General features: G+C 52.3%; 22 protein-coding genes and 4 tRNA genes. 8 read left to right on the plus strand and 18 right to left on the minus strand.

The annotated features are described in order from the left end of the window. Positions 1–8 precede the first annotated feature (8 nt). From ARCH_RS05545 to ARCH_RS05555, 3 genes are read left to right on the plus strand one after another with little or no spacing between them, the layout of a single operon-like run. A complete protein-coding gene (locus ARCH_RS05545) occupies positions 9–740 on the plus strand; it encodes an IclR family transcriptional regulator (protein WP_013170303.1) in 732 nt (243 codons plus the stop codon). A gap of 9 nt (positions 741–749) precedes the next feature. After that, a complete protein-coding gene (locus tag ARCH_RS05550) occupies positions 750–1,883 on the plus strand; it encodes a glycosyltransferase family 4 protein (protein WP_013170304.1) in 1,134 nt (377 codons plus the stop codon). 52 nt (positions 1,884–1,935) lie between these two features. After that, positions 1,936–3,945: a M3 family metallopeptidase gene (locus ARCH_RS05555; RefSeq protein ID WP_013170305.1), complete on the plus strand. Its 2,010-nt coding sequence runs from the start codon at positions 1,936–1,938 to the stop codon at positions 3,943–3,945. Between the two features lie 101 nt (positions 3,946–4,046). Here ARCH_RS05555 and ARCH_RS05560 read toward each other — a convergent pair whose 3' ends face one another. The 7 genes from ARCH_RS05560 to ARCH_RS05590 all read right to left on the minus strand — a co-directional run bounded on the left by ARCH_RS05560 (position 4,047) and on the right by ARCH_RS05590 (position 8,749). Beyond that, the gene (locus tag ARCH_RS05560) at positions 4,047–4,526 is read right to left on the minus strand and encodes a hypothetical protein (RefSeq protein ID WP_013170306.1); all 480 of its coding nucleotides are present in this window, start codon (positions 4,524–4,526) and stop codon (positions 4,047–4,049) included. Positions 4,527–4,627: 101 nt separating this feature from the next. Beyond that, on the minus strand, positions 4,628–5,557 hold the full coding sequence (locus ARCH_RS05565) for a phospholipase D (protein WP_041640381.1): 930 nt from the start codon (positions 5,555–5,557) through the stop codon (positions 4,628–4,630). A gap of 387 nt (positions 5,558–5,944) precedes the next feature. Continuing rightward, positions 5,945–6,017: transfer RNA gene (locus ARCH_RS05570), tRNA-Glu, on the minus strand. Between the two features lie 66 nt (positions 6,018–6,083). Next, a tRNA-Glu gene (locus ARCH_RS05575) sits at positions 6,084–6,159 on the minus strand. Positions 6,160–6,184: 25 nt separating this feature from the next. Next, a tRNA-Gln gene (locus ARCH_RS05580) sits at positions 6,185–6,256 on the minus strand. A 191-nt stretch (positions 6,257–6,447) separates the two neighbouring features. After that, positions 6,448–7,953, minus strand: a complete 1,506-nt coding sequence (gene gltX, locus ARCH_RS05585; RefSeq protein WP_013170308.1) for a glutamate--tRNA ligase — start codon at positions 7,951–7,953, stop codon at positions 6,448–6,450. A gap of 25 nt (positions 7,954–7,978) precedes the next feature. Continuing rightward, the gene (locus ARCH_RS05590) at positions 7,979–8,749 is read right to left on the minus strand and encodes a fumarylacetoacetate hydrolase family protein (RefSeq protein WP_013170309.1); all 771 of its coding nucleotides are present in this window, start codon (positions 8,747–8,749) and stop codon (positions 7,979–7,981) included. 27 nt (positions 8,750–8,776) lie between these two features. Between ARCH_RS05590 and ARCH_RS05595 the strand changes: the two genes are divergently transcribed. From ARCH_RS05595 to ARCH_RS10490, 3 genes are read left to right on the plus strand one after another with little or no spacing between them, the layout of a single operon-like run. After that, positions 8,777–9,754 carry a hypothetical protein gene (locus ARCH_RS05595; RefSeq protein WP_013170310.1) on the plus strand — a complete coding sequence of 326 codons (978 nt, stop codon included), beginning with the start codon at positions 8,777–8,779 and terminating at the stop codon, positions 9,752–9,754. Between the two features lie 3 nt (positions 9,755–9,757). Next, the gene (locus ARCH_RS05600) at positions 9,758–10,069 is read left to right on the plus strand and encodes a thiamine-binding protein (protein ID WP_013170311.1); all 312 of its coding nucleotides are present in this window, start codon (positions 9,758–9,760) and stop codon (positions 10,067–10,069) included. A 37-nt stretch (positions 10,070–10,106) separates the two neighbouring features. After that, positions 10,107–10,322 (plus strand): alpha-galactosidase, encoded by a 216-nt coding sequence (locus tag ARCH_RS10490; RefSeq protein WP_373854369.1) that lies wholly within the window; start codon positions 10,107–10,109, stop codon positions 10,320–10,322. Between the two features lie 524 nt (positions 10,323–10,846). Here the strand turns inward: ARCH_RS10490 and ARCH_RS05605 are convergent. From ARCH_RS05605 to ARCH_RS05620, 4 genes are all read right to left on the minus strand, one after another. Beyond that, positions 10,847–13,885: a Cna B-type domain-containing protein gene (locus ARCH_RS05605; protein ID WP_187286502.1), complete on the minus strand. Its 3,039-nt coding sequence runs from the start codon at positions 13,883–13,885 to the stop codon at positions 10,847–10,849. 327 nt (positions 13,886–14,212) lie between these two features. Next, positions 14,213–14,294: transfer RNA gene (locus ARCH_RS05610), tRNA-Leu, on the minus strand. A gap of 94 nt (positions 14,295–14,388) precedes the next feature. Next, positions 14,389–14,868 carry a thioredoxin-dependent thiol peroxidase gene (gene bcp / locus ARCH_RS05615; RefSeq protein WP_013170313.1) on the minus strand — a complete coding sequence of 160 codons (480 nt, stop codon included), beginning with the start codon at positions 14,866–14,868 and terminating at the stop codon, positions 14,389–14,391. Positions 14,869–14,904: 36 nt separating this feature from the next. Beyond that, positions 14,905–15,219 (minus strand): hypothetical protein, encoded by a 315-nt coding sequence (locus tag ARCH_RS05620; protein ID WP_013170314.1) that lies wholly within the window; start codon positions 15,217–15,219, stop codon positions 14,905–14,907. A gap of 113 nt (positions 15,220–15,332) precedes the next feature. On the opposite strand from ARCH_RS05620, the gene ARCH_RS05625 reads away from it, so the two are divergent. Further along, positions 15,333–15,863, plus strand: a complete 531-nt coding sequence (locus ARCH_RS05625) for an NUDIX hydrolase family protein (protein ID WP_013170315.1) — start codon at positions 15,333–15,335, stop codon at positions 15,861–15,863. Here ARCH_RS05625 and rdgB read toward each other — a convergent pair. The 7 genes from rdgB to clpS all read right to left on the minus strand — a co-directional run bounded on the left by rdgB (position 15,843) and on the right by clpS (position 21,286). Beyond that, entirely contained in the window at positions 15,843–16,472 is a 630-nt protein-coding gene (gene rdgB, locus ARCH_RS05630; protein ID WP_013170316.1) for an RdgB/HAM1 family non-canonical purine NTP pyrophosphatase, read from the minus strand. The two genes, ARCH_RS05625 and rdgB, sit on opposite strands and share 21 nt — an antisense overlap. Positions 16,473–16,483: 11 nt before the next feature. Next, on the minus strand, positions 16,484–17,224 hold the full coding sequence (gene rph, locus ARCH_RS05635; protein ID WP_013170317.1) for a ribonuclease PH: 741 nt from the start codon (positions 17,222–17,224) through the stop codon (positions 16,484–16,486). A gap of 38 nt (positions 17,225–17,262) precedes the next feature. Beyond that, entirely contained in the window at positions 17,263–18,459 is a 1,197-nt protein-coding gene (locus ARCH_RS05640) for a Fic family protein (protein ID WP_013170318.1), read from the minus strand. A 144-nt stretch (positions 18,460–18,603) separates the two neighbouring features. Beyond that, positions 18,604–19,404: an MBL fold metallo-hydrolase gene (locus tag ARCH_RS05645; protein ID WP_013170319.1), complete on the minus strand. Its 801-nt coding sequence runs from the start codon at positions 19,402–19,404 to the stop codon at positions 18,604–18,606. A 12-nt stretch (positions 19,405–19,416) separates the two neighbouring features. Next, entirely contained in the window at positions 19,417–20,265 is an 849-nt protein-coding gene (murI, locus tag ARCH_RS05650; RefSeq protein WP_013170320.1) for a glutamate racemase, read from the minus strand. A gap of 10 nt (positions 20,266–20,275) precedes the next feature. Then, a complete protein-coding gene (locus ARCH_RS09390; protein ID WP_013170321.1) occupies positions 20,276–20,983 on the minus strand; it encodes a DUF2017 family protein in 708 nt (235 codons plus the stop codon). Further along, complete coding sequence (gene clpS, locus ARCH_RS05660; protein ID WP_013170322.1) at positions 20,984–21,286, minus strand: ATP-dependent Clp protease adapter ClpS; 303 nt, start codon at positions 21,284–21,286, stop codon at positions 20,984–20,986. An 86-nt stretch (positions 21,287–21,372) separates the two neighbouring features. Between clpS and ARCH_RS05665 the strand changes: the two genes are divergently transcribed. After that, positions 21,373–22,725, plus strand: coding sequence for a nicotinate phosphoribosyltransferase (locus ARCH_RS05665; protein ID WP_013170323.1), 1,353 nt, complete (start codon positions 21,373–21,375; stop codon positions 22,723–22,725). Positions 22,726–22,814: the final 89 nt, after the last annotated feature.

Raw genomic sequence — 22,814 nt, forward strand, 5'->3', positions numbered from 1 at the left:
TAGAGTACATGGACGATTCCCAGGGAAGCGGCGTCGGCGTACTCGATAAAGCCGCATCAGTTCTTCAAGCTCTTGAACAAGGCCCACTCACACTAGCGCAGCTTGTGAGTGCCACTGGCCTTGCCCGCCCAACGGCTCACCGCCTGGCGGTCGCCCTGGAGTTTCACCGTTTTGTTGGCCGCGATACCCAAGGTCGATTCATCCTTGGCCCACGTTTGAGCGAACTCTCCTCACGTGCCGGCGATGATCGCCTTCTTACGGCAGCAAACCCGCTTCTCATTGCACTACGTGATCACACCGGCGAATCGTCGCAACTCTATCGCCGCCAAGGCGATCAGCACGTCTGTGTGGCATCTGCAGAACGTACTACCGGCCTTCGCGATTCGATTCCGGTTGGTGCAGCCTTCTCCATGCAGGCAGGTTCCGTGGCTCAAGTACTCTTGGCATGGGACGAACCCGATCGACTCCACCGTGGGCTCTACGGCGCCCAATTCACCGCCACGGTTCTTTCAGCTGTGCGCCGGCGTGGATGGGCACAGTCTCTTGGCGAACACGAACCCGGAGTGGCATCTATTTCTGCTCCCGTTCGCGGGCCAAACGGGCAAGTCATCGCAGCAATTTCCATCTCCGGCCCGGTAGAACGCATGGGCCGCCAACCGGGCCGCCACTATGCAGCCGCAGTAGTTGCAGCCGCTAACCGGCTCTCTGACATCATCAAACGCGCCGATTCTGCAGTGTGAGGTGACACGATGCGAAAAACCCTCCTAGTTACGAACGATTTTCCGCCGCGCGCTGGAGGGATTCAAACCTTCCTTGAAGGCTTCGTTGGGCAACTGGATCCTCAACAGCTGATCGTCTACGCGTCCACGCCACCCGACGGTCCAGAAGCCGCCCGGCACTACGATGAACAGCAGCCCTACACAGTTGTTCGTTACCCAGGCACCACAATGCTTCCTACCCCACACGTCTCACGCACCATGGTCGATCTGATTCGCGCTCATGGCGTGAAGAACGTATGGTTCGGCGCCGCCGCTCCGCTTGGTTTGATGGCACATGCAGCACACAAAGCAGGCGCCGAAAAAGTCATCGCCACCACCCACGGGCACGAAATCGGATGGTCCATGATTCCAGGAGCCCGGCACATGCTTCGTAAAGTTTTTGCCGACGCCGATGTGGTCACCTACCTAACGCACGCCACGTTACGCCGATTATCCCCCTTCATCGGCTCCACCCCGATCATGCAGCTCCACGGCGCAATCGATCCAGAGTTATTTGCCTTTGATCGGCAGGCTCGCGCCGAACTGCGTCGTCGTTACGGAATCGGGCAGCACGTGCCCGTCGTCGTCTGTATCTCACGGCTGGTTCCCCGAAAAGGCCAAGACGTCCTGATCCAAGGTTGGCACAACGTCGTCCGCAAATATCCCGGAACGAAACTCGTCATTGTTGGAAAAGGTCCATACGAAACCAAACTACGAGAACTCGCAAGCCACTCCCCTGCGCAACAAGACATCATCTTCACAGGAGAAGTACCCTACCGCGAACTCCCCGCCCACTATTCGTTAGGCGATATTTTCGCAATGCCGTGCCGAACCCGCGGCGGCGGGCTGGATATCGAAGGACTTGGAATCGTCTTCCTCGAAGCCTACGCGGCTGGGCTTCCAGTGGTAGCCGGAGATTCTGGTGGTGCTCCCGAAGCCGTACTCATTAAAGAAACAGGACTAGTTGTTAACGGAAACTCGGTGAATGCCGTAACCACCGCAATCGATTGTCTCCTTGCCGATCCCAAACGCGCCCGAAGCATGGGAAATGCTGGGCGTGCTTGGGTGGATCAAGAATGGCGCTGGTCGGACGTTGCGAAACCACTCATTCAACTTTTGAGCTAGCCATCAGCGTAACCGGGCACGGCAGGCCACGCGGGCACGGTAAACTGACCGTATGACGAATAATCCCTTACTCGAAAAATCACCCCTTCCATTCCAACTCCCAAACTGGGCCGCGATTAAACCAGAACACATCCTGCCTGCAGTAGAACAGGTACTCGCCAATCAGCGTGCAGCCTGGGACACAATCGCGACCAACCCAGAAGCACCGACCGTTGCCAATACGATTGACGCCATCGAAAAGGCCGGCGAAGAAGCAGATCGCGTACTGTCGGTAGCGTTTACTCTCTTCTCGTCGCTCGGAACCGATGAACTCAACGATATCGAAGCGGAAATCGGGCCAAAACTCTCCGAACACTCCAACGCATACTCACTCGATAAGCGCATCTACGAACGCCTCCTCGCACTCGATGTGTCCGGTGAAGATGACGAAACCCAATACTGGCTAGAAAAAGAACTCAAAGCGTTCCGTTTGGGCGGAATTGAACTCGACGGCGAAAGTGCCAACCGCCTTCGCGCCATCGATTCGGAACTCTCCAGCCTACAAATCGATTACGTCAACCGCGCCACCCGCGCCATGACTGATGCCACGTTCGTTACGGATGCTACGGCTCTCGCAGGGCTAGATGCTGACAAGCTCGCATCCTTCAAAGCAGAAGACGGCACCTACCGAATCGAGATGGCCAACTTCTCCAACCAGCCAATCCAAGCCGAACTGATCACACCAGCTACACGCCGGAACATCCTTGACACATCGCTCTCTCGCGGATTCGGCAACCACCCAGAATCTGACACGCGCCAACTCGTGCTTAAGATCGCCACGCTACGCGCTGAACGCGCCGAACTGCTCGGATATGACAACCACTCCCAAGTTGTGGCAGCCCGCGAAATGGCCGGAAACTCCGAAGCCATCATCGCTTTGCTCACCTCCGTAGCTCACAAGGCCGTGGATGCCGTTGAACGTGATGCCGAAAAGCTCCGTGAGCTGGCCGCAAAGGATCCACATGGAGCCGGCGTAGAAGCTGGCGATTGGAGCTTCTACGAAGAACAACTCCGTGCACAACTTGGTGTGGAAGAAGCCAAGATCATGCCATACCTTGAACTTACCAACGTGGTAGAAAAGGGCATCTTCTTCGCAGCTCACCGCCTCTACGGGCTCTCGTTTGAACCACGCCCAGATTTGGCCGGGTATGTTCCATCGATGAAAACCTGGGAAGTGAAGGATGTTGACGGCAGCACGATCGGCCTGTTCCAAGCTGATTTCTACCGACGCCCTGGAAAGAAGGGTGGCGCGTGGATGCATTCGGTGGTGACCGGTTGCGAAATCGACGGCACCAAGCCAGTTATTTTGAACAACTGTAACTTTGCTGAGCCGGCCGATGGCGAATCCTGCCTCCTCACCTGGGACAACGTAGAAACCGTGTTCCACGAATTTGGGCACGCATTGCACGGATTGCTCTCCACCACCCACTATCGCGAGTCTGCCGGAACCAACGTTCCACGCGATTTCGTTGAACTCCCATCGCAACTGAACGAAATGTGGGCATACCACCCAGAAGTTTTGGCTAGCTACGCACGCCACCACGTAACGGGTGAGCCAATGCCGGCAGAACTTGCTGAGGCACTGGCTGCTTCCAAGACCTTCGGTCAGGCTTTTGCAACCACCGAATTCACTAAGGCCGCATTGCTCGATCAGGCATGGCACCGCCTTGGCACTGGCGATATTCCTGCAGATGTTGCTGAATTCGAAGCCGCCGCCCTTGAAGAATTTGGCGTGGCCTGCCCACTGGTTCCACCACGTTACCGTTCCACCTACTTCACCCACACGTTTGGCGGAGGATACGACGCCGGTTACTATTCCTACATGTGGGCTGAGGTTCTTGTGGCCGATATTGAACAGTGGTTCCACGAAAGTGCCAATGGTGGCTTCACCCGCGAAGCCGGCATGGAGCTTCGGAACAAGCTTCTTTCACGCGGATCATCCCGCCCACCAATGGATTCTTTCGTTGACGTACGTGGGCGCGGGCCACGCGCCGAAGCCTTGCTCGAACGGCGTGGGCTTTAAACGATAACCGCCAGATAGCTATTGTTTAACGCGCGCGGGGCGGATCTTGGATGTGTGCAAGATCCGCCCCACTCTTCTTTTGTCATGCGTTATGTGCTTTTCTAAAGCAAGCTATCGACCTGCGGTATTCCCCGCGGCTGAGACATCAACGTCTTCACCACGTCTGTATTCTCTTTCTTGAGCTGATTTCCTGTGTATTTACCGATACGTTTGCCAACATAGGCTGCTGTTGTATCGATATAGATAGGCGTGTGACGTTCCTCCGATAATTGGCTAAGGAGGACTCGTCCAGCACCGGGATTCGTCACAAGTGGCCAAGCGTAGATTCGGCGCGTAGATTCGTTTCGGTCTTTACCCTTCATATCTTCACCCAAAACCACTACCTCTTTTTGCCGTCCACCAAGCGCATCTTCCGGCGCATTCTTCAGGCGTGACATCGCCAGCAATCCGCACCGCACATCATTGAGCGGCTTCGAAAGCTTGACCTGGGAGTAGTGAAGGCGTCGCAATGTGCCGCCCCGTGAAAACCATGTCTCAAGCACGATTTCGCCAAAAATATCCAAGAATAAATCCGCAATCATACTGCTCATCTTATCTGATAGACGCAGGTGGGCCTCGCAGTTTCCTGCGAGGCCCACCAAAAGGAGAGGCTAGATATAAGGTTTAGTGTTATCTCATTCGATCACCACGGAATGTCTTTGTTGGTTGCCATGTGGTGAGTACCTTGATGTGCATCCACCCAGTTCTTAATTCCAGCAAAAGCATTGCGAGTATCGGCGTGATCATAGAAGTAGGTGGTCTTAAATCCGAAGATCATTCCATCAACTTCTGCCTTATTCAGAAGATCTGCAGCCAGGTATTCCTGTCCAGTACTGACGGTCCATCCGAAGGTCTTTCCTAGATTCCCCTTTTTGCGTTCTTCTCCAGCAAGACGCAGCTGATCACACGTCTGATTCTCATCTCGGTAGCAACCACCGAAGCCGTAGCTAAGGTTGTAGTAACCGTTATCAGCGACGCGTTGCTGAGGTTTGATCTTATTTTCGTACTGCTTGAAGTCCTTCATGATGTCATCTTTTCGGCCACTGAGAGCAACTGCTTCCTTGTCGTTGAGATTATTAGCAATAGTATTCCAGCCGACACCTCCGACTGTCTTATAGAAGCCAAAGAGAGCTCTGACGCCTTCTTGTTCAATCGTTTGCCGTGCGAGATCTCTTAGCTTCGTAATTGAACACACACTATTTTGGTCCTTACAATAATCTGGGTTCTTAATATCAAACCAGACAAATGTAATGTTATTACCTTCGCGACGCTTTTGAGCGATGTACTTAAGAATGTCTTCTGCCGTATCGCCAGCACTAGTTGGAAGCCCGTCATGGTCAGCCCACCAGCCACGGCGCCACGCAGTAAAATCAATTTCCAGAGCGTTCGCGCCAATTTTGATTGCGTCATCGACACTTTGCTTCGTCAGAACACGGTGCGCAATGGCATAGACTGGACGGTTACCAGTGGTTGGTTGTTCTTGCGCAAGTGGCGCAGCAGCCGCACTACCAATTGGTAGCATAAATCCCGTGAGAAGCGACAAGGCTAAAGCAATTTTTTTCCGCGTCTTCATCGTCGTACATCTTTCTGCGAAGCCCATCCGGTTAAGGATAAAATTGTGTATTTATATGATGAAAGAGAAATATTCACAATGTTTTTCAGAACCTGTGGTGTTCTCTTCCATGTCTCTATGTTGACCGTTACACTTTGCGTGAAGCAAGATTGTTCCCCATCCGCGATGTCACCGAAAATACTCAGAGTTTTCACAGGATTGACGATTAGCGTTGAATTCGTCTAGGGTAATGAAATTTTACAAAAACACTATTTGCCACTAAACAGACAATACGCGCTAGAAAATCATCACTACTTTTGAGCCATAGAAGCTACATGGATGTCTCACATTTATGAGAAATGGAGAATAAACTAAAGTCCGAACATTAGGTGTTCGGACTTTTATTCGTACCCCGTACCGGATTTGAACCGGTGTTACCGCCGTGAGAGGGCGACGTCCTAGGCCGCTAGACGAACGGGGCCTAACCTGATATTTCAATCAGACGCTGCTAACTCACAACATTACCAAGAACAGTAACAGCAAGTTATGGTACCCCGTACCGGATTTGAACCGGTGTTACCGCCGTGAGAGGGCGACGTCCTAGGCCGCTAGACGAACGGGGCTTAGACAACATCATTAGATGTTTCGCTGGGGTACCAGGACTCGAACCTAGACTAAATGAACCAGAATCACTCGTGCTGCCAATTACACCATACCCCAAAGTTTGGTGTGCAACCTTTCGGTCTGCAACGAGTATTTAGTTTACGCACTTCAAACCCATTTCGCAAATTTCTTAGAAGTGACTGTGCTCACCAACCCAAATAGTTAGAGCACATTCCTGAAAATAAAAGAAGGTAAGACAACGGTGGTGAGGTTGACAACCTCACCACCGTGATTCGCCCCTGGACGATTCAGAGCACTGCGCGGAACCGGCGCAGACGCTCCAGAGTTTCTTCCTTGCCAAGCAAAACCATCGAATCCACCACTGGCAGAGAGACGTTCGTGCCGGTCACAGCAACGAAGAGCGGAGCGAATGCGAAGCGTGGCTTGATCTCCATGCCAGTCACGATCTTTTCATCCACAGCGGCCTTTACAGCCTCTACGGTGAACGCGTCAGCTTCGATAGCCTTGAATGCCTCAATAGCAGCCTCCAGCACGGCAGGAGCCGTGTCACGGAGCTTGCCAACAGCCTTGTCGTTATATTCGATCTGATCTGCAGAACGGAACAAGAAGCCCATAAGATCCACAGCCTCACCGAGAAGCTGGATACGGGTCTGCGCCAACGGCGCCGCCCCATCGAGCAAACGCTGGGTTTCAGCATCGGCATCCTCAAACTTCTCCACGTCCAGCACGCCAGCCTTAGCAAGGTAAGGCACAAGGCGATCGCGCAGATCGGCAGGATCGAGGCGGCGAATGTGTTCAGCGTTGATGGCCACACACTTCTTGTCATCAAAACGCGCAGGGTTTGGATTCACGTGTGCCACATCGAATGCAGCCACCATTTCATCCTTGGTAAACAGATCATGATCTGGAGCAATAGACCAGCCGAGCAAACCGAGGTAGTTCAGCAGACCTTCCGGGATCATGCCGCGTTCACGGTGCAGGAGAAGATTCGATTCTGGATCACGCTTGGAGAGCTTCTTGTTACCTTCACCCATAACGTATGGGAGGTGACCAAACACTGGCATGTACTTCGCGATTCCGATTTCCATGAGTGCACGGTAAAGCACAACCTGACGTGGAGTGGAAGAAAGCAGATCTTCGCCACGCAACACGTGCGTGATTTCCATCAGGGCATCATCCACAGGGTTCGTCAAGGTGTACAGCGGCTGCCCGTTTCCGCGCATGATCACATAATCTGGCACAGATCCTGCTTTGAACGTGATTTCGCCACGCACCACATCAGTGAACGTGATGTCCTCATCTGGCATCCGCATACGCAACACCGGCTGGCGGCCTTCAGCACGGAAGGCTTCCTTCTGTTCTTCGGTTAGATCGCGATCGTACCCGTCATATCCAAGCTTTGGATCTTCCCCCTTGGCGATGTGCCGCGCTTCGATTTCTTCTGGAGTTGAGAAGGATTCGTAAGCATACCCGCCGTCAAGGAGTTTCTTTGCCGCATCAGCATAAATATCCATGCGCTGCGATTGACGGTATGGCGGGTGTGGCCCGCCTACTTCGATGCCTTCATCCCAGTCCAGGCCGAGCCATGAAAGCGAATCGAGAATCTGCTGGTATGACTCTTCAGAGTCACGTGCCGCATCCGTATCTTCGATACGGAAAACGAAGGTGCCACCAACGTGGCGCGCGTATGCCCAGTTAAAAAGGCAGGTACGCACCATTCCAACATGCGGGGTGCCGGTGGGTGAAGGGCAAAAACGTACGCGGATTTTATCCGCTGCAATTGAAGTATTCATGATGTCCTTAGGATACCGCCGTTTCTTATTGCTCCGCTACAACGGGGTTGCGCAGTGTGCCGATGCCGTCAACGTATGCTTCAACTTCCGCGCCTGGCCCGGCTGGGATTCCGGGCGCTACGGCACCAGTGAGGATGATATCTCCAGGCAGAAGTGTGAAGCAGGATGAGACGTATGAGACTATTTGCGGGATCGTGTAGGCCATGGCTGCAGTGGAGCCTTCTTGTACAACCTCCCCATTGATAGTCAAACGAATCGTTAAATCTGACGTGTCTAGATCAGTCACGATGACTGGCCCGATTGGGCAGGACGTATCGAAGCCTTTGGCGCGTGCCCATTGTGGATCGGTTTTTGCGGTGCCAACATCGGTCACATCGTTCGCCACGGTGTAACCGAAGATGACGTCATGGGCGCGTTCTTCTGGAACGTCTTTACATAGGCGCGAGATGACAATGGCAAGTTCGACTTCGTGGTGGAGATCGGTTGCGAAGCTTGGTTCGCTAATGGGCACGTTTGGCCCAACAACGGCCGTATTTGGTTTAAGGAACGTAACCGGCGCTTTGGTCACGTCAGGTTCTGGTTGACCTTCTTGGCGGTAAGTTCCGCCCAAGCCCACAACTTTCGAACGCGGAATAATTGGCGAGACGAGGTTCGCTTCACCTGCGGGAACAATTTCCCCAGTTGGTTCGATTCCTGAATAGATCGGGTCACCTGCGATAACGTGGTAGTTTCCGGTTTCTTCATCGACCACGGCAAAGCGTGGCCCCTGCGACATAGATAAACGTGCGATCTTCATATCTCAAGACTATGCCAAAATAGAGTTATGCATGTTATTTCGTCCGAAGTGTGGTGGCCACGTGCGCTAGCTCATGCTCGCGCCGCGTTCGAACGTTCCCAGCCGCGCCAGGTCCGGCGGGCGCGTGGGGAAAAGAATGCGTTGGAAGATTTTTTGTGGGAATACTATCCGTTGCGCCCTGGCCGGCTCGCGGTGTGGCATCCTGGTTTTGCCGACGACGCCGAACCTTACGCACTCCTCAAGCCTGCGGACGATTCTGGTTCAGTTACTCCTTGGCAGCCCGGTAAAGAAATACCTGAATCACCCTTGAGCTGGTGGCTACATCACGCATCCCTCCCGTGGCACGTCACGTACGAGACTGAGGATGGCACGGCGATCGTCGTCGATCCTTCCCTTCTTGCCCACCGATCCCACGGAATCTCACACCTCACCGCGCTCAATTCGTTACTCCTTAAACGCGAAGCCACTTTCGGATGCTTGGGCTGGCACGAATGGGCCATGGTGTATCAGGTAGACGAAACCCGCCATCCGCTCCCCTTACGCCTTGGCGCGGCGCGCACGAATGAACTGGTAGAACAGGCTCATATTCGGTGTACTCATTTTGATGCGTTCCGATTCTTTGCCCCCGAAGCGATGCCGCTGAATAAAGTGCAGCCAACGTACGAAAGCGTGTTAGCCAACGAACAACCGGGATGCATCCATACGTCGATGGATATGCTCCGAACCTGCATCCAGCTTGGCCCGCTCGTGCCAGGTGAACTCACCATTCAAGCCTTCGATCTGGCCATGGAAGCCCGCACTATCGATATGGCCGCATCACCCTACGATTGTTCCTCACTTGGGCTCGCCCCGATTCCAATCGAAAACGCTGACGGGAAGGCCGAATATATAGAACGCCAACGCGCAGTGACCGCGAAAGCGCGGCCCCTGCGCGAACAGATACTCAAAATTTTGCAACCCTTATACGATAAAATCAGCAACATATACCCCCACATGAGGAGATAAACAATGATCGTGGCATTTTCTATCGTCCCTGAAGGAACCGGCCGGGCTGATGGGTCGGTTCATGATGCCGTTGCGGCGGCAGTCAAAGTAGTCCGCGATTCCGGGCTTCCCAACCGCACATCAAGCATGTTCACCGAAATTGAAGGCGAATGGGATGAGGTTTTCGCGGTGATCAAAGATGCCACGTTCGCTGTTGCCCCATTCGGATCCCGCATCTCACTTGTTCTTAAAGCAGACATTCGCCCAGGATACACCGGAGAAATGACCGGGAAACTAGAACGCTTGGAAAAGGCTATTACAGAGTTCGATTCCTAAAAACACTTGGGATCACAATCGGTTCATTACCGACGCATTGTCCCCATATACTGGGCGGCCTGCCGTTCACGGCCAAACTTTGGCTTACTACCGGCTGGTTCGCGAATTACGTGAGCGCTTCCCACATCTAGCGATCGAGAACTGTTCTTCTGGCGGCGGACGGGTGGATCTGGCGATCAGCGAAGTAACGGATTCCGTTTGGTCATCGGATTGTACTGATCCCGTAGAGCGGGTGGATATTCAGCGATTTTGAACGGCTACTTTCTGGGGCATGGGTGGCTCTTCACAACAACGTTATGGCTCACGGGGCTTTCCAGATATTCTATGGGGGTTGTGCCGATCCTGCGGTTCGCGTAGATGGGATAGTGAACGACGACGCGACGTACGGGCTCTTCTGTGTCGCTCAGTTAGGAACGTCTGCTGATTACCCTATCGCGCCTGTATGCTTGCCGGGACTACGCGACGATTTAGTGTATCGTGTTGTGCCATTCGGCAGAATGATGTGGTATAGCGATTCGGATGTTGATCGCCCTGCACCACAATGGTGGAATAATCAGGGTGCTCAGTTGCCTGGCCGTGTGCTTCGCACGTGGGGAATACGATCTAAACATGTGTTTCCAGGAAACGCCGTCCTTATTGAAGTGTGTAGCACTAGTCTAGAAAACAACTCATAGATAGCACAGGATCGATAACAGATGTGGCTTGGTTTCGATTAGACCTCTTAATAGATCGTCGAAACCAAGCCACATTTTCATAGCAACTTATGAGCTGACGTGTTTAGCTGTTCTTTCGTCTCATCACAAAAAGCACGCCACTGCTTATCATGCCAAGAGCTACAAGTAGAGCAGCCGTGACAGTCACACCAGTCTTCGACAATTGAGGAGTTTCTGGTTTCTTTGGCTTCACTGGCTGTTGTGGAGTCACATCCTGAGTATTCGTCACCACAACCTTATAACCAGTCTTTGTCACCTCAGTCTTCCCCACACTCGAAGAATAACCAGGAACAGCACTCTCCCTAACCGAGTAAGCAATCACCTTCCCAGCAGACGAGACCTTCGGCAACCCAGCAAACCGATACACCCACTGACCATCATCACCAGGCACAACCTTCACCACATCACCAACAGGACGACCATCAGCCAACAACTGAACACCAATCGACCCCGGAAGACCACCACGAACCGGCCCACCATCAGAAGAAACCCACTTCTTCTCAACAACCAACTCAGTCACATCCTGAGTATTCGTCACCACAACCTTATAACCAGTCTTTGTCACCTCAGTCTTCCCCACACTCGAAGAATAACCAGGAACAGCACTCTCCCTAACCGAGTAAGCAATCACCTTCCCAGCAGACGAGACCTTCGGCAACCCAGCAAACCGATACACCCACTGACCATCATCACCAGGCACAACCTTCACCACATCACCAACAGGACGACCATCAGCCAACAACTGAACACCAATCGACCCCGGAAGACCACCACGAACCGGCCCACCATCAGAAGAAACCCACTTCTTCTCAACAACCAACTCAGTCACATCCTGAGTATTCGTCACCACAATATTGTATATTTTTGTTCCGTCTTCACCTTGGGATACGTTCACATCGTATGCAGCGTTGTATCCTTTTACCGGAATTAGTTTCGAGTTCTCTCCAGTGTTTTCTAGCTGGCCCTCGACAACTTGGTATTCAATTGGCTCATTGAGATATGACTGTGGTAATTCGCTGAATTTATATGACCAGTTGTTCTTTTCGTTGAGTTCAACAGGACGTCCAATGTCGAATACAGATTCTTTTCCTTGTGTTGTAATCCGGCCTTGAAGCTGAATAAACAATGCGGAAGGTATTTTCTGTAGATCAAGCGGTTTCCCTGCTCCATCTCTCCATTTTTTCTCTACCGCAACCGTAGATAAGGCCTTTTTGCTCCCGATATTAACGTTGCCGTTAGAACCAATTCCGCCGCCCCGATAGGCTTTATTACGCGTGATCGTCAGTTTTGCCCAGCTTGATGCACGATCTTGATCTTTTTGTGCAGATTCGCCAATAAGACCCTCTTGGAAAAGTTTCTTTTTGTAATCTTTCCCGGCTTCTTTTTCTTTTTCAGGAACATCTTGATACACCTGCTCACGCCCAGGATTGGCCTGATCATACCGCTGATGCCCCTGCCCACCATCGAGATAGTATGCAACCGGGCCACCGCCTAACATCCTTCGTGCGAAATATGATTCGTAGGCACCGGCAGAACCGTAATTATCATGTGCAAATTCATCACCATAGTTTTTAGCTGTATTTCCGAAGAACGCCCCACCATCGGTGACGTTAATTGTGGCATTTCCAGTTGGACAAAGCCACATCCCACCGCCAATATGGGATGCCTCATTTTTAGTTGCAACTACATTAAACAAGTTTGCCGTATACGTGGCTGTTGCGACATAAACGCCACCCCCCTGGCTGCCACCATAATTATCGGAAATTTCACCGCCGTAAAGGTTTACACCATTAGAAACAACATTAACGCCTCCGCCTGTTCGATTGGCGCGATTTCCAGTGATTTTGCCACCATTCATAGTGAAAGATCCTGGAGATATTTTAGTCCATTGCTCAGTACTTAGCCCCGATTGTTTCCCATCCCCAGGGATTTCTTTCCATGTTGACTCCGCACCCCACACATAGAGATCCATTGCGTTCACGCCACCGCCGTTTGGCGCCGAGTTACGAGAAATCGTTCCGCCATTCATGGTGACATCGGCATTACCAAAAATTCCGACTCCGCCACCGCCAAAGTTTGATGTATTGCTGTCAATTAAGCCACCGTTGATGGTGATCTTTGCACGTTGTCCTAACGCGCGCTCTGGGTGCTTTGAGAGGTCCCAATCCCATGCCCAGGCTTGGAGTCCTCCGGCCCAACCGCCTTTATTATTAATAATTTTTCCATCATTAAGGACAAGACTTCCGCCATCCATGACGTTAATTCCACCTGTTTCGCCATAGGCCTGGTCAGTTCGAGTACGACCGTTACTGATCTCCCCGCCATTCATCACCATAGTGGCGTTCTTGGTTACCATGACATTCGCAGCACCGTATTGAGGACCGTTCGATGATAAATCACGCTCGTTATCAGTGACTTTGCCACCGTTCATAATGAAAGATGCACCTTCACCTGAGATAGTAACGGCTCCTTCATTAGTTTCTTTCATGTTACGAGCGCCGGTAATAGTTCCGTGATTGAGTACGAACTCTCCCTGGACCTCTATAACTGACTTTGTGGTGTTCTTTACCCACTCACCACGGCTAGCTACGATGACTTCTCCTCCACCATCATTCGCAGAAAACGTGAGTTTGCCACCTTGTTCTACTCGTACAAGAACGCCAGTAAATCCATCTTCACGGGTTAATCGAGAATCCGTGGTTCCCCAAGGAGCTTTCGGATGATTCACTAATGTAATATCCGCTTGGCTCGGGATGACGAGCGTCTTCGTGAGCAATGTATCCGTTGCACCAAGTTCAATCACAGTAGGAGTATTCGCCGCTTCATTAATCAATTGTTGAAGCTTAGTTTCCGAGCACGTGAGGTCTTGTTCCGGAATGTAACACTGAATTTTCTTGACGGTAGATTCACTTGAAGAATCTGCACGTAAAGAACGTGCTTCGTGTAATTGTTGTCCTTTTCCTTCTCCATGTTCTAGTGAAAAGGAGTCCTTCCCAGAAATCCCATCGGAAGCCCACGATGGCGTGATCGGAGAAAGGATTAGACTCAGAAAGCTCAATAAAGCGATCATTAATGGTGCAAATGATAATTTCTCTTTAGCCATACTTACAGGATACATAATTTTTCCGGATTATAACCCGGAATCAGTTATTTCGTACGAATGGCGAATACTCGCCTTAAAATATGAAACATTTCAAAAACCTACCGATACGTATTTTCCTCAGTTTACCGGTATACATTTACATAGAACCTGGGCCTGGGCATAAAAAAATAGGATTCTCATACCACACGTCCTTGACGTGTAGTAGTTCATCTGGCAATACGCGGATCGACTGCCTTCCAGTACACATATTCATTCGCTTCGTGTACCAGGACACGCATGAGAACCGAATAAAAAAATAAAACCGTTGATATATCAACGGTTTAAGAGTGCGCGAGGAGGGACTTGAACCCTCACACCCGAAGGCACCAGAACCTAAATCTGGCGCGTCTGCCAATTCCGCCACTCGCGCGTGCGTAGCAATTGCTACCGGTTCAGTTTACACAACTGGGCGCACCAAACAAAATGGTGCGCCCAGTTGTAGGTCACATTAACCGTGAGGTGGATTATTTATCAATCCCCAATTCGCGGCGCAGACGCGCCACATGGCCCGTGGCCTTCACGTTATACAGAGCCTTAGCAACAGTGCCATCCTTCGCTACCACGATCGTGGAACGAATAACACCCTTGATAAGCCGGCCATAATTCTTCTTTTCGCCGTAAGCACCCCAGGCGATCATCACGTCTTTTTCTGGATCTGATGCTAATGGAAAGTTCAAGTTTTCCTTAGCCGTGAACTTCTCCAACGATTCAACCTTGTCCGGAGAAATACCGATCACTCGATATCCTGCACTAGCAAGGGAGTTTTCCGAATCACGGAAATCACACGCCTGCTTGGTGCAACCAGGAGTCATTGCCTTCGGGTAGAAGTACACAATCACGCCTTTATCAGCCCGCTCCAATTCTTCAGACAACGTCACGCTACCGCCGCCCAATGTAGCCAACGTGAAATCTGGAGCCTTCTGGCCCTCACTCAACTGTGTCATGATAACCTCCCAAAAAATAAACGCTTGATGCTCAGTCTACTCACCGTTAAAGGTCACGAAAAGATCCAATGAGACTATCAGCGTAAAAATAATAAAACCGCAGATCATAGGAATCAGACCAAACGGTGTAGGAAACAAAATCCCTGCTCCCAACGCGGCAGTAGCACACACATTCAACGATTCGCGCCGCCAACCCCATACGCCAAGCAACACCATCAACGATGCAATAGACCCAATAATGAAACCAGTTGTGCTCCCTGCACCAACCACAATCGAATACCAACCGACCACAGCCATAACACACGTAAAAAGCAGAGCAACCAGCATCACCGGACGTTCAAAAACATGCATCTTTCTCCTCCATCCGCAACGCAACCACTCCAGCGTCGTCCCACACATCCTACCCTGTTCACCAGTGGCACAACATAGCGCACCCACTCCGCCCAAACTGGCACAATCGAACTATGAGTGACATTGCTTCTGAAGATATGGGCCCATGGCTATCCCCCGAAGAACTCGAATTCGTGCGGAACAAAGTGCCAATCCTTTACGTGGACATTCTCCCCGTACGCATCGATGATGCCGGCCGAATCGAAGCAATCGGGCTCCTCTTATCGGCAAAAGAGGTAGGGATTACGCGGTCGATCATATCCGGGCGCGTTCTCGTACACGAAACAATACGTGACGCGATTATCCGCCACGTTGATAAAGACCTCGGGCTCATGGCACTCCCGCAACTGCCTGCCAACCTCACACCATTTACCATTGGCGAATACTTCCCCACCCCAGGCGAAGGCTGGCACGATCCACGGCAACACGCCGTCTCACTCGCCTACATTATCCCGATGGCAGGCGATTGCTCCGCAAACGCGGATGCATTAGAGGTCTCATGGTTCCCACCACGAGACCTCCTTACGCGATCACTTCAATCCGAAATCGTTGCAACGCATCTACCGCTTGTGAAGCGTGCGCTCTCATACCTCGGGATCGAATAACACTTCGTCCTTGATAACCGGAGCCAGCGCACTGAAAGCCCGGCCGCGATGCGAAATCGCGTTCTTCTGATCCGAAGTCAATTCAGCCGACGTCACGTGATAACCATCCGGCTGGAAAATCGGATCGTACCCGAATCCGCCATCACCACACGGTTCATAGCGCAGCGTACCTTCCATCACGCCTTCGCGCACAAACTCACGCCCATCAGGCAACACCAGCACCGCCGCGCAGGTAAAACGTGCCCGGCGATGCTCCGGCTTCACGTCTGCAAGCTGAGCCAACAACAGGTTCAGGTTCGCCATATCATCCCCGTGGCCACCGCTCCAGCGCGCCGAAAAAATCCCTGGCGCTCCCCCGAGCACGTCCACACAAATCCCCGAATCGTCCGCCACCGCGGCAACACCTGTTGCTTGCGCTATCTGGCGGGCCTTAATCAGGGCGTTTCCAGCGAACGTGGTGGCGTCTTCGACGGGTTCGGGCAGGTCTAGAGCGTTCGCCGAGTGAATCTCATCTGACGCCAATTCCGGAATGAGCGGCGCTAAAATCTGGCGAAGTTCGCCGAGTTTGTGATTATTCCGAGTAGCAAGAATAAGGCGAGGCTGGTTCATAAATCCTCCAGTTAGTACCCGAGGGCGTCGTTTTGCTTGGACGTGAGTTCCTGGCATCCTGCCGTGGCAAGGTCCAAGAGCTGGCCAAGTTCTGTGCGATCGAACGGTTCGCCTTCTGCGGTTCCCTGGACTTCGATGAATTTTCCAGTTCCGGTCATAACCACGTTCATATCGGTTTCGGCGCGCACGTCTTCTTCATACGGCAGATCCAAGCATGGCACGCCGTCGATGATTCCCACCGAAATGGCGGCTACCGAGTCACGCAGCACCGGCTTGCCCGCGCGTGGCTTAATATGGCCACGTTCGATCCCCCACGCAACCGCATCCGCAAGCGCCACGTACGCGCCCGTGATCGACGCGGTACGGGTTCCGCCATCGGCTTGGAGCACGTCACAGTCCAGGACGATCGTGTTGTCACCTAGCGCACTCATATCGACGACGGCGCGCAAGGCACGCCCAACCAGGCGGGAGATTTCTTGGGTGCGGCCCGAGACTTTTCCTTTCACTGATTCGCGCTGGTTACGAGTTGAAGTTGCGCGGGGCAGCATCGAATATTCGCCGGTGACCCAGCCCAAACCGGAGTCCTTACGCCAGCGCGGTACGCCTTCGGTGAAGGAAGCAACGCACAAAACTTTGGTGTTGCCAAATTCCACAAGCACAGAGCCTTCGCCGGCATCGAGGAAATTGCGGGTGATCTTAACTGGACGTAGTTCATTGGTTGCGCGGCCATCTGCGCGAGTAAAAGTAGTCATGCATATCAGTCTACCCGTGCACAGGTGATACCTGCAGATTAGCGTAGGTTAAGACGTGGCGCACCTTCATCCGACAACCGAATCGTGACGGGCCGCTGTGCAACTATCTCAACCCATCCATCTGCTACAAGTTGTTTGATGTAACGGTTGATCGTGGGAGTCGATTTCTCAACGTACTGTTCTAATTCTCGACGTTCCATTGTAGTTCCGCCAGAAAACAACTCCGCTTGGGCAAGAATCCATAAAATCGTGGAACAATCGCTATCCACGTTACACTGATCTAGACGCATCTGAACCGAAAGTAAACGTTTAAGTGCTTCTTCTAGTTGAAGTATAAGATCCTGTTGAGTATCACGAATGAGATCCAAGAAAAACAGGATAAAGTGGGTAGCTTCACCGCGATTAAGTGGATGCTCTACTTCCGTAAACTGTTTATAGTATGTGTTTTTGTGCTGATTAATACGAGCCGAAAGGCTCAGCGCTGTTAGCGGCCATCCTAATTCAGCAAGTTTGCGAGCAAGAATAAATCTGCCAGTTCTTCCATTGCCATCATAAAATGGGTGAACGAGTTCGAACATAAGATGAGCGATAACCGCACTAATGATGTGTGACCCCGAGGGCTTCGTTAATTCCTGGAGCATCGCCTCCAGTCCTTCTATAATCTTCTGTTCAGGCTGGAAGCCAGTATGAATGACTTTTTGAGAAGCTGACATCACGTGCACTGGTTGAGAGCGGAATAACGTCCCATCCGGAGCGTCCCCCTCGTCTACTTCACCTTCAGTAACGATGTCATAGATAACGCGAATATCCGCAGGAGTCCGAAGCGGCAAATACCCAGGATTATCAGCCAAAGACGCAAGAAGATGAACAAGAGAAGAAAGCCTCATATTCGTATTTTTATCTGCATCATAGGCCGCCAACGCTTCTTTACGCGTTGAATAGATGCCCTCAATATTGTTAGTAGCGACTGTTTCATCTGCAATAAGGAGCCTTATATAGCGGCCCATGACGATATCTGGAAGTATCTTCATATATTTTTGGATCTCGCTAGCCATCCGAGAAATCTCTTCAACTTTCGACATCATAGAAGCACTCACCACGTAAAACATCGGGTAATCGCCAACAGAAAACCCCAATGTTACACACGACGGAGATTCAATTCTCCGGCGAAATTCTTCCTCATCAGCACTAGGATTCTGATAACTCAGTTTTCGCAGAATAGGATATTCGTCCACAGATCCTCTCCCGTCATTTCTTATATAAAAAATAGCATGATTTTTTATATAAGAACGGCCGAAGCTGGTTCTTATCGTAAAAAATGGCCTATTTTTATAATAAGAACCAGCTGGAGTTAGACACCGCGAAGCTTCGAGGAACAATTACAACGTGTAAACCGCTCCCGGCTTAGCCACCTGAATGTCCCCAGTAAATGCCATGCGAGCATCCGCCACGTTCTTGTCCGCGTTAGTCCACGGCTGTAAATGGGTTAGAACGAGACGGCGAGCACCCGCTTCCGCAGCAATCTCCCCGGCCCGCAGACCAGTCAGATGTACGCCGCGAACCGTATCGCGCCCTTCTTCAAACGCCGCCTCAGACAACACCAAGTCCGCATCCCGTTCAGCATCAGCCACACTCGGGGCCGTGTCCGTATCACCCGTATAGGTAAGCACAACGTCACGCCCAAGTTCCGGATCCTCCGATGGCCCGCTAATGCGCAACGCCAACGTAGGAACCGTATGCCACGCGGTAAAGAATTCAACCCGCAACGGACCAACATTCACCACGTCCCTGGCGTGAACCTGGTGGAAATCAAACTCGGTTTCGTACGTTTCTGCCGGATCGTCGTCGGAAAGCCCACGCGTACGCGCCGCACCATCTCCCGGCGAATACACTGGAACCTGCGGCAACGCGCCCTCTGGATACCAGCGGCGATACACTTGCATCCCTACCATATCCGCACAATGATCCGCGTGAAGGTGAGACAAAAACATGGCATCTACCCGCGCCGGATCCACGTAACGCAACAACTGCCCCATGGCACCTGGACCAAAATCAACCACGATCGAAAAAGTTCGCGTCAATCCATTTACGTCCAGCCCATCGGCTTGGATAAGATACGACGACGCGGCCGATTCCATACCAGACATCGAACCAGAACACCCAATGATAGTCAGTTTCACGCAGGATCCTCCCTAAACGTCACAACGATGATGAAGGTGTGGAACATCCACATGGGCAACGTCGGCAACTTTCGGCCCGATGAAACGCCGTGCCAACGTTTCAAACGAGCCACTTTCGCCAGTGACATTGAAGCTGTACAGCGGCGCACCAGATTCCGAAGACCGCAAAAGATTTTCTTCAGTTAACGCACGGTAGACGTCTTTCGCTGTTTCTTCAGCAGACGAGACAAGAAGAACGCCCTCTCCCATCACATACCCAATCACACCAGACAAGAACGGATAGTGGGTACACCCAAGAACCAGCGTATCCACACCAGATTCCTTAATAGGTTCCAGATACTCCCGGGCAGTTTTCAGCACAAGATCCCCCGTAGTAATACCCGCTTCCGCAAACTCCACAAACCGTGGGGCTGAAGCCGAAAACACGTTCACATCAGGCACTACCGCCAGAGCATCATCATACGCACCCGATTGAATGGTAGCCTGGGTAGCGATCACACCAATCTTGTTGTTCCGAGTGGCGTGCAAAGCCGCACGCGCAGCCGGCCGAATCACCTCAACAACAGGAATCCCCAACTGCTTTGTGTAACGTTCACGAGCATCATGAAGCACGGCAGACGACGCCGAATTGCACGCAATCACCAGCATCTTCACGCCAGTAGACACCAGATGATCCATGACGTTCAACGCCAATTCACGCACGTGAGCAATAGGACGTGGGCCATATGGGCAGTTGGCGGTATCCCCTACGTACGTGATCGATTCGTACGGGAGCTGATCGATAATGGCACGCGCTACCGTTAATCCACCAATACCTGAATCAAAGACCCCGATCGGAGCATCATTACGCACGTTTCCCATAGCCCCGATTCTACCCACGCAATGACTTGCGCCGAACCGCACTTATCAGTGACTCTTGCCACCAGGTCACCATAGCATAAAGCACGGCCATCATATCTTCTTGAGTTTCAATAGGAGGAAGGCCAGAATCATCCCGCGAATTCAATCCTGTGAAAATCCCCGCACGCTCATATACGCGCTCAGCATCCGCATCATCCGTGATTTCCAACCGCATTGATAACACCATCCGGATGTCATTCATCGCGGCCAGCCATGCCGGCGCAGCATCGTTCGTAATCGTTACATCCACGATGCCATCTGGAATCGACGTGAGCGTTTCATACATCGACACCAAGTGATCGATCTTCGCCGCCGCAATACTTTCCTCCGTGATCGCCCGGAGTTCCTTAGCCAGCTCCGGATCCTCACTCATATCTGGCAACAGCCGTTCCAGCGCATCATCAAACGGCAGATCGTGCGGCAACGTATCCGGCGAATGATCCGCCCCAAACGGATCATCCAAGGCACCTTCTTGTTCCACCATCTGCTCAATCGCCATAAACTGATCCTCAAAGGCTGCAAACGGATCTTCTGCAATCCGCTTCCGCCGATCAAGCTCCCGATCTACATCAGACCCCAAAATAAGAACCACATCTGATGCCAGACCGCGGATCATGTTGCGCTCGTCGTCGTCCAACTGGGATTCATAACCCCCACGAACCGATACAAAAGCTCTCACTTACGCCTCCTGCTCAATCGTTGCCCGCAAACCATACGTATGCATCGCCTGAACGTCACGTTCCATCGCCTCCCGGCCGCCGGCCGCAAGAACCGCGCGCCCCTTCCGATGAACCGCAAGCATGCGCTCACGCGCCACTGTGGACGTCATTCCAAAGTAGCTTTCAAACACCCACTGCACATATGCCATCAAGTTAACGGGATCATCGTGAACAACGGTAAGCCAGGCGGCATCAGAAAAAACTGATTCCTGAGCGTCCGTTTCTGAGCGCGGCGCGAGCGGCTGATTCGATTGATTGGACATACCTCCATTCTACGCGATACGAGGAATACACAACGTCTACCACCCAAAATGTGGAATTTTTACCTCATTCGTCCTACGGTTAAATCATGATATTTTCACAGAGCACCGCTCTCTTAACGGATATGTATGAGCTGACGATGATCGAGTCAGCTTTTGCGACGGGGCGCGCCGACGTTCCTTGTGTTTTTGAAGTTTTTGGCCGCCGGCTTCCTGGGCAGCGCCGCTACGGGGTTGTGGCTGGTACCGCCCGAATTTTGGAGGCGTTGCGTGAGTTTAGGTTTACTGAGGGCGAGCTGGCTTATTTGCGGGATGCCAACGTGGTTGGTGAGCGCACGTTAGAGTATTTGAAGAATTGGGAGTTCACCGGCGATATTTACGGGTATGCGGAAGGCGAATGCTATTTCCCGTATTCTCCATTGCTTACCGTGGTTGGCACATTCGCGGAATGCGTTGTGCTTGAGACTCTTGTGTTGTCCATATTGAATTACGATTCGGCGGTTGCTACCGCGGCTTCGCGCGTGACTATCGCGGCGCACGATCGGCCATGTTTGGAGATGGGGGCGCGCCGCACGCACGAATACAGCGCGGTTGCGGCGGCCCGTGCCGCTGTGATTGGTGGTTTTGTGGGCACGTCCGATCTGGAAGCTGGGCGCCGGTACGGGATTTCCACTATTGGTACGGCCGCACATTCGTTCACGTTACTTCACGAGAATGAGGAAGAAGCATTTGACGCCCAGATTTCTACGCTGGGCCCGAATACCACGCTTCTTGTGGATACGTACAATATTCCAACCGGCGTTGAGCGCGCGGTTGCGGCGGCCCGCCGGGCTGGCGGCGAACTTGGCGCCGTGCGTATCGATTCTGGCGATTTGGTTGCGCAGGCTTTCAAGGTTCGGGAGCAGTTGGATTCGTTGGGAGCGACGACGACGAAGATCACGGTCACCTCTGACCTGGACGAATATGCGATCGCCGCACTGAATGCTGCCCCGGTGGATTCGTATGGGGTAGGCACGAAACTGGTTACGGGCTCCGGGCATCCAACGGCTCAACTTGTGTATAAGTTGGTAGCCCGCCAGGATGATTCTGGCGAATGGGTACCAGTGCAGAAGAAGGCCGAATCGAAGGGTTCGCGGGGCGGTTTGAAAGTTGCCGGGCGCCGTAACGATGTGACCGGCCGGGCTACCGCCGAATTGATCGTGACTGCCGATAGTTTTGCCGAAGGCGTGGCCTATATTAAAGAACAGGGTGCTCGCCCACTCCAGGTGAAACTGGTTGATGGCGGCGTGATTAATGACGAGTACGTGAATGCGTCTGCTCTTGGGCGGGCCGCGGAACGCCATCGCAGTTCACGTGCTGCTTTGCCGTATGCCGCATGGCGGCTTTCAGAAGGTGAACCTGGATTGCCAACCGAATTCGTGGATCTGCACGCACAGTTATAACGGAAGCACAGGATTCTTGTACTGCGTTTCCTGCAAAGTCTAGGAATGTGGCACGGTTTTCGACTATATCGAAGGCCGTGCCCTATCCC

This window comes from Arcanobacterium haemolyticum DSM 20595, from assembly GCF_000092365.1.
GTDB classification, from domain to species: Bacteria; Actinomycetota; Actinomycetes; order Actinomycetales; family Actinomycetaceae; genus Arcanobacterium; species Arcanobacterium haemolyticum.